Origin of the sequence: Streptomyces sp. URMC 129 (assembly GCF_051386415.1) — a bacterium.
Classification (GTDB): Bacteria; Actinomycetota; Actinomycetes; order Streptomycetales; family Streptomycetaceae; genus Streptomyces.
Genome location: NZ_JBPQTQ010000070.1, coordinates 18657 through 31245, shown reverse-complemented (window position 1 = coordinate 31245; position 12589 = coordinate 18657). Strand labels below are relative to the sequence as shown.

The window sequence follows — 12589 nt, the reverse complement described above, 5'->3', positions numbered from 1 at the left end:
CGTGAAGTGGCTCAACGAGCTCGGCATGGTGTGGTCCGCGCCGGACCTCGCGTGGGAGGAGAACCTGGCCAACCTCCACCTCCACGGTATCCAACTGCCCAACGCCAACCTCACCGGCGCCCGGCTCGACCGTGCGAACCTCGTCTACGCCCAGCTCGACCGTGCGAACCTCACCGGCACCGGGCTTGACGGCGCGAACCTCCACAGCACCTCGCTTCACGGCGCGAACCTCACCCACGCCGTACTCCACAGGGCGGACCTCTCCGGCGCCCGGCTCGACAAGGCGTGCCTCATCGGTGCCATGCTCGTCGGGGCGGACCTCGACGACGCCCAGCTCAACAGGGCCGACCTCACCGATGCCCTACTCGGTGGGGCCAACCTCACCTACGCCTGGCTCGACGGGGCGAACCTCCGGGACGTGCGGGAACTCGAGACCGAGCAGGTGCTCCGCGCCCGCCCGACGGCTGCAACGAAATTGCCGCCCGGCATCGTCAGCGACCCCCAAGTCCTCGCACACCGCCAACCCAGCGCCCAGCCCCTGTGAAACCAGGGGCGCCGGACCACAGAAGACGACTACACCCACGCGATACGCCCCGGCAACGGAGCGAGAACAGCACCAACCACGCACCGGACCAGGTGCCCTGACCAGCGCGAACTCACTTCGCCCGGACACGCAGACAGATAGAAATCCTGCGCCGATCACTACATTCCGAGACGATCAGTAAACCCGCAGTTCAGGGCCGGTCCAGCATCCACAGCCCCGCGAAGAACCCCAGATCACAGTCACGCCCCACCACAGCAACGAATTCTGAGACAATCGCCAGATCTCCAGGTCAGCGCTTCGCTCATTCAGTGATCGTTAACGGATTCGTCAGACATGTACGCCTCCGGCAACTGGCGCCCTCTGGTGTCGGTTCTTGCTGCTTTGCGGGCGCATGATGCGCGGATGGTGGAAATGCTTGCTATTCCGCAAGAGCTGTCGCACCCTGTCGAGCCGTCCGAGGGGATCGGCGACGAGCCCGCGGATGGTGAGGAGGAGCAGCGGCTGCTGCTCCGCTTCTCCACCAAGCGGGACCCGGCCACCATCCGGCGGTTCGTGAACATGCAGGTGATCAACCCGCTGCGGGAGTCCTGGGCCCGCGGCTACGCCGCCGCCGTCCGCTACCGCCAGCAGCACGGGAACCTGCGGGTGCCGCTGGACTACCGGGAGCCGGAGACGAACGCCCCCCTGGGCCGCTGGATTTCGGACCAACGCAGCGAGTACGCCGCCGGCCGCCTGGACGCCGACGACATGGGCCGCAAGCGCGTGAAGTGGCTCAACGAGCTCGGCATGGTGTGGTCCGCGCCGGACCTCGCGTGGGAGGAGAACCTGGCCGCCGCCCGGGCCTACTACGCCGAACACGGCACGCTGTGCGCCCCGCAGACAGCCGCGATGGAGGGCAAGGCGGTCGGGCAGTGGCTGACCAACCTCCGCCGCCCCGGCGGGCTGGGGAAGGACGCTGAGCGGGCGGCCCGGCGCGCGCAGCAGCTCGCCGCGATCGACCCGGACTGGAACCCCCGCCAGCGGGGCTGGTCGGTGGACTGGCAGCGCCTGTTCACCAAGCTCCAGACCTGCGTGGACGGCGGCGGCGACGTCGCCCACATCCACCCCGGCATCGTCCTTGGCGGTGAGGACGTCGGCAGGTGGCTCCAGCGGCAGCGCGAGACGTGGGGCGAGCTCAACGACGAACAGCGCCACCGCCTGGAGGCCCTCGGCGTCACCCCGCCCGAGGACGGGGCGGCGGGGGCGGGCCCGGCCGGGACGAACGCCGCGCCGGCCCCGGGCGGGGCACGGGAGGCGGCGTTCCAGCGCGGCCTGGCCGCCGCACGGCAGTACCGCGAGCGGGAAGGCACCCTCGAGGGCGTTCCCCGTCGGCACGTCGAGACCGTCATCGACGGCCAGGGCGTCACCGAGGTCAAGCTCGGGATCTGGCTGACCAACCAGAAGGCGCGGCGCGGCTCGCTCACGCCGGAACGGGCGGAAGCGCTGAACGAGCTCGGTATCCGATGGGAGTAGACCACGGGGAAGCCGGGCCCCTCAGGCGGCTGTTGGCGGCCGCCTTACGGGGGCCCTGGCGCCGGGCTGGCGGCCCCGAGCGCCCCCTGGGTACCGGGGGGCTGCGACAGTGCGGGATGACGCCGGGCCCGGCTACAGCGGCCCCGTGCATCGGACGTGCTTCCGGATCAACTCCCGGAGAACGACACAGGCCCGACGCCGGCCCTGGTGCGCGCAGAGCTTCGCCCATCCTCGCGGGGTCTGGTGCGGATACTGGGGCGGTGACCCGCGACCTTCCCGGCGAACTCCCCGAATGTTGTTCGAATTTACTCGAACGGTAGCGCTTGAATTCGAGCGCTACCGTTTGATTCTTGTTCGAGATACACTGCGGGCCGCCGGCCTCGACGCCCAGGAGCGCGGCGAGACCGGCGGTAGCAGTCGGCATGAGAATGACATGGCCTTTCGTCACTCATGTCAGCACCAAGTGAACACCATCCGTCAGTGTCAACCACCAGGTCGCAGTACCTGCGCCACTGACACTCAAATGACGATGCCCAACTGACACTCTCCTGCAGCCTGTCACTCGTCTAGTAGTCCTAGCGCAGGCTCCGAGCGATCCAACGACCGCCCGGTTTGACCGCCCGAGTCCTACGTGGACGGCAGCGGCCAGGGAAACGAGTCGGTCGTGTCCTCGGCGACGGAGCTGAACTCGAGCAGCAGGCTGTCGGCCTTGGCGACCACCTCGTGGTACACGTTCCGGGGGATGGTCAGCTTGTGCGGCGCCCGCGGGGTGGAGGTGATCACCGTCACCATCGGCTCCGGCCGGTCGGGGTGCCGTGAGGTGATCGACAGCGAGCCCTCGATCAGGACGACGGTCTCGGGATCCTTCGATCGGTACAGGCCGCGGTGGAGGTTGTTGCCCAGCGCACCCGGGCCGGCGGGCCGCCGCACCAGCATGTAGGTCTCGGTGCGCTTGGTCCTGAACTCGCTGATAAGGCCTCCGGCGTCGTCCGTGCTGGCGAGCCTCCGGTAGGAAAGCTCCCGCAGCTCGGGTTCGATGTCGGCGTCGGCGACGAGCCGGTAGCCCTCCGTCGTGGCGGCCGGAGGAACGGGGCCGCCGACCAGGTTGGCGCCGACGTCCAGATGCCGGAGGAACAGGTCCGGTTCGCTGTCGGCCGGGATCACGACGTTCGAGGACGGGTGCGCCACCCGGAGCAGAGCGATCTGGAGGAGGAACGGATCACGCAATCCGTCGGCGGCCCCTCCCTGAAGCCCATCCGGGTCACGGCGCACGGCGATGGTGTGCGGGTGCAGGCCCAGCTCCTCCATGAGGTGGTTGCTCTGCAGCAACACGAACGCCAGCTGGCGCCGGGCGTCGGCGCCGATGGTGGCGGTCAGGCCGAGGCGGGTGAACCCGGCCGCGAACGCTGCGTTCTGGGCGTCGAGCAGCGACTGTAGCGCGGCTGGCTCGGTCGGTCCGCTCCGGTCGCCGCAGACGCAGACGTCGGCGCCGGCCCGACGGAGGGAGCGCAGCGTCTCCAGGTCGTGCTGTTCCGGGACGGCGGCGAGGATCGTGCTCCCCTCCAGTTCCTGCCGCAGCTGGGCCAGCAAGGCCACCTGGCGAGCCGTGCCGCCATCGCCGAGCACCTCGAGGTAGGCGATGGGCTGGCCCGCAGGCGCGTCGAGCCGAGGGGCCGGACCGACCGACGCCACCGTGTCGGACCGACCGACCGCGTTGGCGAAGCCCGCGCGGCGGGCGCAGCGGGCGGCATCGAGGACGTCGTCCCAGATCTCGGGGTCGCCGAGCGCGTCGTCGTACACCGCGACCAGCTCGTCGGGTGACCAGAGGCAGCGTCGCTCGCGCTGGGCCAGCATCTCGCCGGTGGCCGTTCTCATGAGGACTCCTAACTGAAGGTCGATGAACTGCGCTGGGGGGATGGCCCAGCTATTCCTTCGGTGACCGGCGGAAAGCGGGCGACGCCAGGCCCATCGCGACGGCGGCCGTGCCCGCCACCAGCCAAATCCGGTAGGGGTCGAGCGGCCAATCGGCCCGATCGATGCTGGCTGACACGAGCAGGCCCCCGATGAACAGCCCGACCTGCAGCGACGTCGATGCCACGACGTCGAGCAACGTCAAGGCCCGGACCGACGTGGCCTCGTCGATGTCCCCATGAGCCCGCTCGAGCATGGCCAGCAGGATCGTGAGATTCGCCGCCGACGCCACGGCCAGGGCCACGACGGTGACCACCTGCTCGGCGGTCCCTTCGACCGGCGCACGCACGACGGCGAGGGCGACGGTGGCAGCCAGCAGCACCAGGCCGGCCTGCCAGCCGTAGCGGCCGAGGTTCGTGTCGCTCGATCGCCAGGAGGCGGCGGCGAGGAGGGATCCGCCCAGCTGCACCGCCCCCAGCACCCCGAGGTTGGCGCCCGGCCACAGGACCTTGTCGGCGTAGACGAGGAAGAGCGGCCAGGCGGTGGCCAGCCCAGCGACGCCGAGGATCAGGTAGATCCGCCGCATGGTGGGCGAGAGCTTGGGCCGGTCCTCAAGGAACGACGCGCCGAGGTCGCGCTCCACCGGCCGGTCCGGGGCCGGGATGCCGCGGGCGGCGACGGCCAGCAGCAGGGCGACGGCGCCGACGACGGCGAACATCGCCGTCCGCAGCACTGGGCCAGCCGAGCCGAACAGCACGACCGCGCTGGCCACGATCAGGCCGCCGGCGGCCCGGCCCCAGGAGTTCACCCGCTGGCGTCCCTGGCTGGCGAGGCCGTAGTTCAGGAGCGGCTGCCACGAGGGGGCGTAGAGCACCGACAGGTTGATCTCCGCCGCAACCGTGACGCCGAGGGCGATGAGGGCGAACCCCCCGCCGACCACGTCCAGGCCCACAAGCAACGCCAGGACCGCGCATTCGAGGGCGGCGATGAGGAGGAAGAGCCGGAGATTGCGACCGGCCCGCCACAACGGCAGGCGAGCGGCGAGGACCTGGACGGGCACGGAGAGCACGCCGAGGGCGAACGCCAGACCGATGATCCCGGGATCGAGGCTGAGGTCCTCGACGGCGGCGATCTGGAAGATGGCGCCGCCGTCGAGGCCGAGCGCGGAGCCGAGAGTCGGCATCGTCAGGGCGACGGCGAAGAACCGCCAGAGCCGCCCGCGGTGGGGGACGTCGTCGCTGCCTTCGGGCGAGCTCTCGAGCCCGGTGGGATCGTTCAGCGGTCTCCCTCCACGTCGGCGCCGCCGACCGCCGTCCCACCTACGATGAGCGGGTTGAAGAACGCGGCCGGCGCATATCGCTGATGTGACGACGAATCCTCCGGTCTCCTCCGGACATCTACCCGGCATCGCCAGCCGACGGTTGCAGATGCAGGACTCCGCCGCCGTTGCCGAGGTCGCTCGGGAATCGGGTGGCTGGGACCGGAACAGCTCGTACTTCTATGCGCTGTTGGGCACGAACTTCGCCTACACCGGAGCGGTCGCGGTTGCGGACCACCGGGTCGTCGGGCTCGTGGTGGGCTACCGGGTGCCGAGCTCGCCGGACACGCAGTTCGTGTGGCAGGTCGCAACGGCGGCGGCGTTTCGTGGTCGCGGTGTGGCAACGCATTCCTTGGCTGTTGGGTCGGGACAGACAGGCCCCAGTTCGCTTCCTCGAAGCGACGGTGACCCCATCGAACGGTAGGCCGGAGAAGTTGTCCCGTCCGTTGGCTTGACGATTGCCCGCAAAATCCGCCGTGCATTCTACCCCTTCCCCCGCCGGAACTGTTCCTGGAGGGCGGGCACGAGGCGGAGGATCTGCTTCGCATCGTGCGGTTCCTCCCTCCGTCGCGCTAGTCGACGGCGTTGCGGCGGCCGTCGAAGCTGAGGTCGACGGTCACCCCCGGCGGGCAAAGCTTCTGGATGGCGGCGGGGTCGGCACCCGGGTTGTGGAAGTTCATCTGGGTGGTGTCCGACTTGACGTGGCCGATCGACACGAGCTGCTGGGTGGGATGCGACCGAGCGCCGGTCCACACGTAGCCGTTGCACATATCGGTGATCTCCGACACCTGGCCGTAGACGAAGCCGGGGTCCAGCCGGGTGTTGGCCACCAGGTGGGCGTCGGGGAAAGCCAGCCGCAGGTGGGCGCAGATCTCGAGGTACAGGTCGAGTGAGATGGTGAGCGGCGGGTCGATGTCGAACCCCTGGGGCGCCGAGGTTCCCTCCGGGAGGGTGATCGTCTGCTGGACCGGGGTGGCCACGAAGTCGAAGCCGCCGACCTCCTTCGACCACGCCACAAACTGGTCGAACTCCGCCTTCCAATCAGGCGCCAGGCCCCACAGCAGAGCGTTGCCGACGGCCATGCCGGCATCCCGGATCCGCTGCGGTGCCTCCAGGCGCTGTGCCTGATCCGCCTTCAGCCCGGAGCGGTGCTTCTGGGCGTAGATGTCGGGCGACATGACCTCCATGAAGGTCCAGACGGCGTCGGCACCGGCGTCCTTGAGGCGGTGGTAGCCGTCCTGGTGCAGCGTGTCGCAATTGACGATCAGGTAGCTCTCCGGGTGGGCGGCCCGGGCTCGTTCCACCCAGCGGACGACCCGCCTGGTGAGCCAGTCCTGGTCCTCGGCCACCGTGCCAAACACGAGTTCGTGGACCTGGTAGCCGGCGTCGGCCAGCTCGTGGATGAGCCAGTCGAACGTGTCGGGCCGCATCGCTCCCCGCACGCCATGGGCGCCTTCCTGGGCGAGGAGCGTGCTCAGCCCGCAGTATGTGCAACCCGACGTGCAGTAGTCGATTGGGTAGATCACGGAGTGGAGGCAGAGCGCGTCGCCGAAGTTCTTAGTTCGGATGTGACGCGCCTGCTCGATGGTGCCTAATGTCATGCTTCCTCCCTCTTGGGTCGGTGGCCGTCCGGGCCGAAGAGGCCCTCGACCTTCGCTCTCATCCGGGTCGCCGCTTCGGCACTCTCGGCGACGGCGCAGTAGCGAACGGTGCTGTCCTCGGGGTTGAACCCCTTGACGAGGACCACGCCGGTGCGGGTCCCCCGGTCGTAGTGCAGGCCGGCCTCGTCGAGGCGAGCGACCGCGGTCGGGAACGACGGCACCCGCCACCCGACGAACTCGCCCAGCACCCGGCATCGGTTGAAGTCCGGGCCGATCAGGCGCCGACCGATGTTGCGGTAGATGTGCGTGGACGCCGTGATCCGCCCGTTCCACTCGGTGAGCAGGACCTCGCCGTCCTCCAGCAGGATCGCATCGGCGCTCACCACGCCGCGGTAGCCCATCGCCCGCAGCCCCTCCGCCAGCGTGTGGCCGGCGGCCACCAGGCGGTCGAGGGCATCGGGCGGCAGATCGGGTGCGGGGATGAACTCGGCGAAGGCGATCGGGGCGTGGACGATCTCGCCGTGCTCCTCGAAGCTGGCCGCTTCGTCGGCGATCTCGAACTCGGCGAAAATCGCCCGCGCCCCGTGGTAGTAGCGCTCGACGACGACGGGGAACCGGTTGCCGTTGGTGAGCCAGCCCCAGCGTTCGTCGAGGTAGTCGTCGATGTGGTCGGTGCTCGGCAGGTGCACGGCCTGCTGAGCACCGACGGGGTGGGGGATCGCCTCGAGAGCCACGACTTCGCTGCCCATGCCGCCGCCGCCGAAGTCGCGCTTGAGGATGACGGGGTGGCCCTGCTCCAGCAGCTCCACGACGAGCGCCCTGGCGTCCGCTCTGCCGCGGGCCGCACCACCGGGGGGCAGCGGGGCGCCGACGCCGGCCGCGACCGCCCGGAAGCAGGCCTTGCCGTTGGCCAGGAGGGCACCGCCCTGGCTGAAGAACCGGTGGCCGGGGAGCGCCTCGGGGCACCCCAGCTCGGTGGCCAGGGCGGCGGTGGCGGCGTCGGGCATGAGGGCCACGATGCGGTCGACGGTCCGACCGGCCAGCGCATCGCGCAGCTCGGCCAGGCCCGCCGCACTGGTGAGCCGGTCCCGGGTCAGGAAGTAGGGACTCGACCCGGCGACCGGAGGAACGACGATCCGGAGGTTCTCCCGGTCGACCCCCATCATGGTGGTGAGGTACGTGAGGTACTCGAGGTCCGGGGCCTGAGGAAGGACGACGACGTCGCCCGACTCGGCGAACCACATGATCGCCTGCGAGCCGGCCGCCACGCCTCGGGCCATGCTGTCGGAGATCGGGGCCACGTCGCCGCCGAAGTCCTGGGTGTAAAGATCACCGAGCAGCAGCCTAGGCACGCACTGCGCTCCTTTCGCCTCGGCCGCCGAACCACTCCCATGGGAGGATCGGCCGTTCATCGGAGAAGAAGTGGAGGTCCCGGATGAGGCCCTCGAGTGAATCGCCCCGCTTGCCCAGGCGGGCGCGGACCAGATTGTCGTTGCGGCGCCGGGTGGCCTCGCCGAACGGGAGCATGCCGATGTCGGCGAACCGGATGGCACCTTCCTGATCGCGACAGGGCGTCACCAGCGACCGGGCGAAGCGGCTGGCCGAGAAGGGGACGTCGATGCGGCCGTCGGCGAAGGCGTCTGCGACGGCGGCGACGAGGTCGCGCTGTTCGAGGATCGGATCGACCAGCTCGCCGACCTCCCGTTCGATGGCATCCAGCTCGTCGGCTACCGCGTCCTCATCGATCACCAGGCGGACCAGCGGCTGCTCGAGGACAGCCCGGGTGGCCGTGATGCCATCGGCGTTCTCCGCCAAGGTGGGGATGCCCCTGGCCTCGGCGGGGGACTTGGTGACGACCTTGTCGACGCCACCGAGGCCGGCGAGGAGTGCGCCGTAGGTGATGAGGTCGATCGCCCGCGACGGGTTGGTGGGGAAGATGCCCATGAACTGGTGCAGCACGGTGTGGACGCGGACGCCGGTGAACGCCGAGAGGTAGCGGGCTGCGAGCCGGGGGATGGCCCGCAGCGCCGCCAAGTCCTGCCAGAGGTGGCCCCCTTGCGGGTAGGCGATCGAAATGCAACAGACGCCCTCGGCGGCCGCCAGCACCGCTTCGAGCAGGGTCACGGCCAGGCAGATCGACGGCGGCATGAGCACCGCCGTCAGCGTTCCGAACAGCTCGCGGTCGACGATCAGCCCGGCCGCGGTGGCGTCGCCAGCGATGCGATCGACCTCCTGCCAGGCCCGGAGGGACTGGGTGATCGGGACGTCCCTGGCGTAGGGGACGTTGTAGGAGATCCCGCCACCTTCGAAGGACGTGATTCCCGACGCCAGGGCGGTGCGGAACAGCAGGCGGGCGTCCGGTGAGCCGTGGCGCACTTGCAGCGGCGCTCGCACCAGCTCGTTGAGCTCGCGCCCGCGCCGCCAACCGTGGGTGACGAGGGGGTAGCCGTTGAGCGTGCCCGCGTCCGCCTCAAGCGCCCGGCGAGCGCTGCCGAACTGGAGCAGGCGGGTGTAGGAGTCGATGGTGATGGTGGCGACGTCGGGTTGCGCTCGGCGCTCCAATCCCAGCAACAGGGACCGCATGGCATCGTGGTCCCCCACGCCGGACCGCGGCTGGACGAGGGTCCGACCGTCTCGGGCGGCACCGGAGAGGAGGTCAGCCACCGTCGGCTTGCCCAACGACGTCGCGTAGGCGATCGATTCAGCTAGCGGGGGGAACGGGTTCACCACTTACGCCTCCGCCCAGCCGGCGCCGAGGAGCAGCCCGCTGTGGGCCGAGCGCCGCTTCGATGTCACCCGCGGCGCGGTTCCGGTCGCGTCGCCGTGTATGTGGGTGTGGAGATCGTGTACGGCACGATCGAGCGAGTCGACGCCGACGACAGTGTGCTCGGTCCGTCCGTCGGGCTGGACGACCGACACCAGCCTCAAACCGGGGACGGCTCGGGCGTTGATACCGGCACGGTCAAGCGCGGCGGCGACGTTGCCCTGTTGGCCAGCGAAGCAGACGATCATCTCGTCGCCGTACACGGCGGTGATGCCGACGGCGCCGGAGGCCCTGACCCGCTCGATGACGTCGTCGGCCCAAGCCCCCAGGAACCGGAATGCCTGGGTCCTGCGGTCGCCGACGACGGCGGCCATGCCTTGACCGGCGCCGATCACCGAGCCGGTGACGGCGCCGTCGGGGGTGAGCGACGCGCACACGATGTCGACGGCGTGGGCCTTGGCGAGGCGCACGGCACCGGCGTGCAGGACCTTGGCGCCGCTCGACGACATGGCCGCGCACTGGGCGTACGACAGCTCGGGCATGAGGTGGGCGCCGGGGACGACGTGGGGGTCGGCGGTGTAGACGCCGTCGACGTCAGAGTAGATGTGGCAGCGGTCGGCGCCGACGGCGGCAGCCACCGCGACGGCGGTGAGATCCGAGCTGTTGCGTCCGAGCATGACGATGCGCCCGTCGCTGTCGAGCGCCTGACCGCCAGCGACGACGACGACGGTGTTATCAGCGAGCGCGTCGAACAGGCGGCGGGGATCGACGGCGATCACCGGACCGGATGCGGTGCGTTCCACCCCGATGTGCGGCGCCCACAGGTCGGTGGCCCCGACGCCCTCGGCGTGGAGCGCAGCACGGAGCAGCCCGGCGCTGACGATCTCGGCGGTGGCGAGCACTTGGTCCTGCACGTGCGGCTCGAGGTCGGGGTCGACATCGCGCGCTGCTTCCAGGAGCCGGCCCGTCGATCCGGACATGCCACTGACGACCGCCACGACCGGTCGCCCCTCGTCGTGGGCAAGGCCGGACAGGTGGCGGGCCACCCGCCGGTAGTCCTGCAGCTCGATGAACGACGAGCCGCCGAATTTGACCACGACGGGTGCCTGCTGGCCGGCCATCAGCCCATCACCGTCCCGGCTACCTCGACGACGGCCGCGCCGAAAATCGCCAGCGCCTCGCGTGCCTCGTCGAAGGTCAGGTTGAGCGGCGGAAGGAAGCGGGCGACGCTGCCGTCGCGTCCCGCCGGCTCGAACAGGAGCCCCCGCTGCAGGGCGGCGACGCGCACCCGGTCGGCGACCTCCGAGGCCGATGCGTCCCCGACCGACCGCAGCTCGACGCCAAGCATCAGCCCGAGGCCCCGCACCTCGGCGAGCAGCAGGGGGTGGCGGGCCTGCAGCGCCTCGAGGCCGACACGAAGGAGCGAGCCGACCCGGCCGACGTGGTCGAGGATGCCGTCGCGCTCGATCACCTCCATCAGGGCGGCACCAGCGGCGAACGCCACCTGGTGGCCACGGAACGTCCCGGTGTGGGCGCCCGGCGCCCAGCCGTCGAGGCGGGCGTCGTAGAGGATCACAGCCGCCGGGTGGCCCCCGCCGATCGCCTTCGAGGCGACCACCACGTCGGGCACGATGCCGTACTGCTCGAACGCGAACCAGGTGCCAGTGCGCCCGCCGCCGCTCTGCACCTCGTCGACAATCAACGGGATGCCCAACCGGCTGGTGGTCTCGCGCAGCTCCCGCACGAACTCGGGACGGGCAGGGATCACGCCACCTTCGCCCTGGACGAGCTCGAGGATCACGGCGGCCGGGCGGCGCACGCCACCGTTCGGGTCGGTCAAGACCTTGGTGAGGTACTGGCCACAGTTCGTGCTGCACGTCGTAGGCTCGAGGCCGAGCGGGCACCGTAAGCAGTACGAGAAGGGGAAGAAGGAGACGCCGGGGATCAGGTTGTGCAGGTGCTCCTTCGGAGCGCGCAGCCCGCTCAGCGCAATGGTGCTCTGGGTGCTGCCATGGAACGCGCCCTGGAAGGCGATGACCTCGTCGCGCCCCGTGGCCGTCTTGCAGAGCTTGACGGCCCCGTCCACCGCATCGGCCCCGGTCGGCGAGCAGAACTGGATCTTGGTGCTGCTCTGCATCGCCGTGGGCAGGAAACCGAGCAGCCGCCGGGTGAACTCGTGCTTGGCCGGGGTGGGGAAGTCGAGGGCGTGCGACTCCACCTCGAGCTGAGCCCGAGCCGCCGCGACCAGCTCGGGGTGGTTGTGCCCTAGGGCCAGCACGCCAGCACCGGACAGGAAGTCCAGGAAGCGGTTGCCGTCGGCGTCCTCGAGGTAGGCGCCGTCGCCTCGCTCGATGGCGATCGGGGTGCTGCGGGGGTAGGTGCGGGCCGACGACTCGACGGCCGCCTGGTCGTCGAGCAGGACGCGCGACCGGGGGCCAGGCAGCTCGGTCTTCACCGAAGCGCCGGATGTTCGTTGCACAATCGTCACCGCGACGCTCCCTCGAGTTGTCGGTGTGACCGGGCCGCGGCCAGGCAGGCGAGCAGTGGGGGCAGGGCCGACACGTCGCGCAGGACGTGATCGACGCCGAGGTCGCGGAGCGCAGCACTGGCATCCTCGTCGTCGGCTTCGGATCCGACGGACAGGTTCCCGCCGACCACCACGGGGCAGGGCACGCGTCCGGCGTCCTTGGCCACCCGCAGGGGTGTGAGGTCCTCCACCGCGTGGCCGTTCACCGAACCTATGACAAGGGCCACCGCATCGGGATGGGCAGCGAGGCACTCGACGAACTCGGCGACCGGCGTGCAGGCGCCCAGGTTCACGACGTCGAAGCCGAGGTCGCGGAGCTGGAACGCAATGAGCCGGTTGGCGACCACGTGCGCATCGCTGGCGGCTACGCCGAGGATGACGACCGGGGGCTCGGGATCGGTCACTGGTGGAC

At 70.2% G+C, this 12589-nt stretch carries 11 protein-coding genes; 3 read left to right on the top strand and 8 right to left on the bottom strand.

The features are described 5' to 3' along the window. Both ACSNOC_RS16105 and ACSNOC_RS16100 read left to right on the top strand, forming a co-directional pair. Window positions 1-544: pentapeptide repeat-containing protein (locus tag ACSNOC_RS16105; RefSeq protein ID WP_436748130.1), on the top strand; the 544-nt coding region annotated here is incomplete at its 5' end. A 402-nt stretch (window positions 545-946) separates the two neighbouring features. Beyond that, the gene (locus tag ACSNOC_RS16100) at window positions 947-2056 is read left to right on the top strand and encodes a helicase associated domain-containing protein (RefSeq protein WP_436748129.1); all 1110 of its coding nucleotides are present in this window, start codon (window positions 947-949) and stop codon (window positions 2054-2056) included. A 627-nt stretch (window positions 2057-2683) separates the two neighbouring features. On the opposite strand, the gene ACSNOC_RS16095 is transcribed toward ACSNOC_RS16100, so the two are convergent. Both ACSNOC_RS16095 and ACSNOC_RS16090 read right to left on the bottom strand, forming a co-directional pair. Then, window positions 2684-3931, bottom strand: coding sequence for a hypothetical protein (locus ACSNOC_RS16095; protein ID WP_436748128.1), 1248 nt, complete (start codon window positions 3929-3931; stop codon window positions 2684-2686). 49 nt (window positions 3932-3980) lie between these two features. Continuing rightward, a complete protein-coding gene (locus ACSNOC_RS16090; protein WP_436748127.1) occupies window positions 3981-5150 on the bottom strand; it encodes a hypothetical protein in 1170 nt (389 codons plus the stop codon). Between the two features lie 244 nt (window positions 5151-5394). On the opposite strand from ACSNOC_RS16090, the gene ACSNOC_RS16085 reads away from it, so the two are divergent. Next, window positions 5395-5709, top strand: coding sequence for a GNAT family N-acetyltransferase (locus tag ACSNOC_RS16085; protein ID WP_436748126.1), 315 nt, complete (start codon window positions 5395-5397; stop codon window positions 5707-5709). 148 nt (window positions 5710-5857) lie between these two features. Here the strand turns inward: ACSNOC_RS16085 and ACSNOC_RS16080 are convergent, their stop codons facing one another. Genes ACSNOC_RS16080 through ACSNOC_RS16055 form a run of 6 tightly spaced genes read right to left on the bottom strand, consistent with a single transcriptional unit; the run spans window position 5858 to window position 12581 of the window. Continuing rightward, a complete protein-coding gene (locus ACSNOC_RS16080; protein ID WP_436748125.1) occupies window positions 5858-6886 on the bottom strand; it encodes a radical SAM protein in 1029 nt (342 codons plus the stop codon). Beyond that, the gene (locus ACSNOC_RS16075; RefSeq protein ID WP_436748124.1) at window positions 6883-8238 is read right to left on the bottom strand and encodes a peptide ligase PGM1-related protein; all 1356 of its coding nucleotides are present in this window, start codon (window positions 8236-8238) and stop codon (window positions 6883-6885) included. Before ACSNOC_RS16075 ends, ACSNOC_RS16080 begins: the two co-directional genes overlap by 4 nt. Further along, window positions 8231-9616, bottom strand: a complete 1386-nt coding sequence (locus ACSNOC_RS16070) for a methylaspartate mutase (RefSeq protein WP_436748123.1) — start codon at window positions 9614-9616, stop codon at window positions 8231-8233. Before ACSNOC_RS16070 ends, ACSNOC_RS16075 begins: the two co-directional genes overlap by 8 nt. After that, window positions 9617-10771 (bottom strand): amino acid kinase family protein, encoded by a 1155-nt coding sequence (locus tag ACSNOC_RS16065; RefSeq protein WP_436748122.1) that lies wholly within the window; start codon window positions 10769-10771, stop codon window positions 9617-9619. Further along, entirely contained in the window at window positions 10771-12138 is a 1368-nt protein-coding gene (locus ACSNOC_RS16060) for an aspartate aminotransferase family protein (RefSeq protein ID WP_436748121.1), read from the bottom strand. Before ACSNOC_RS16060 ends, ACSNOC_RS16065 begins: the two co-directional genes overlap by 1 nt. Further along, window positions 12135-12581, bottom strand: a complete 447-nt coding sequence (locus ACSNOC_RS16055; protein WP_436748120.1) for a cobalamin-dependent protein — start codon at window positions 12579-12581, stop codon at window positions 12135-12137. The genes ACSNOC_RS16060 and ACSNOC_RS16055 overlap by 4 nt, the downstream gene beginning before the upstream one ends. Window positions 12582-12589 lie beyond the last annotated feature (8 nt).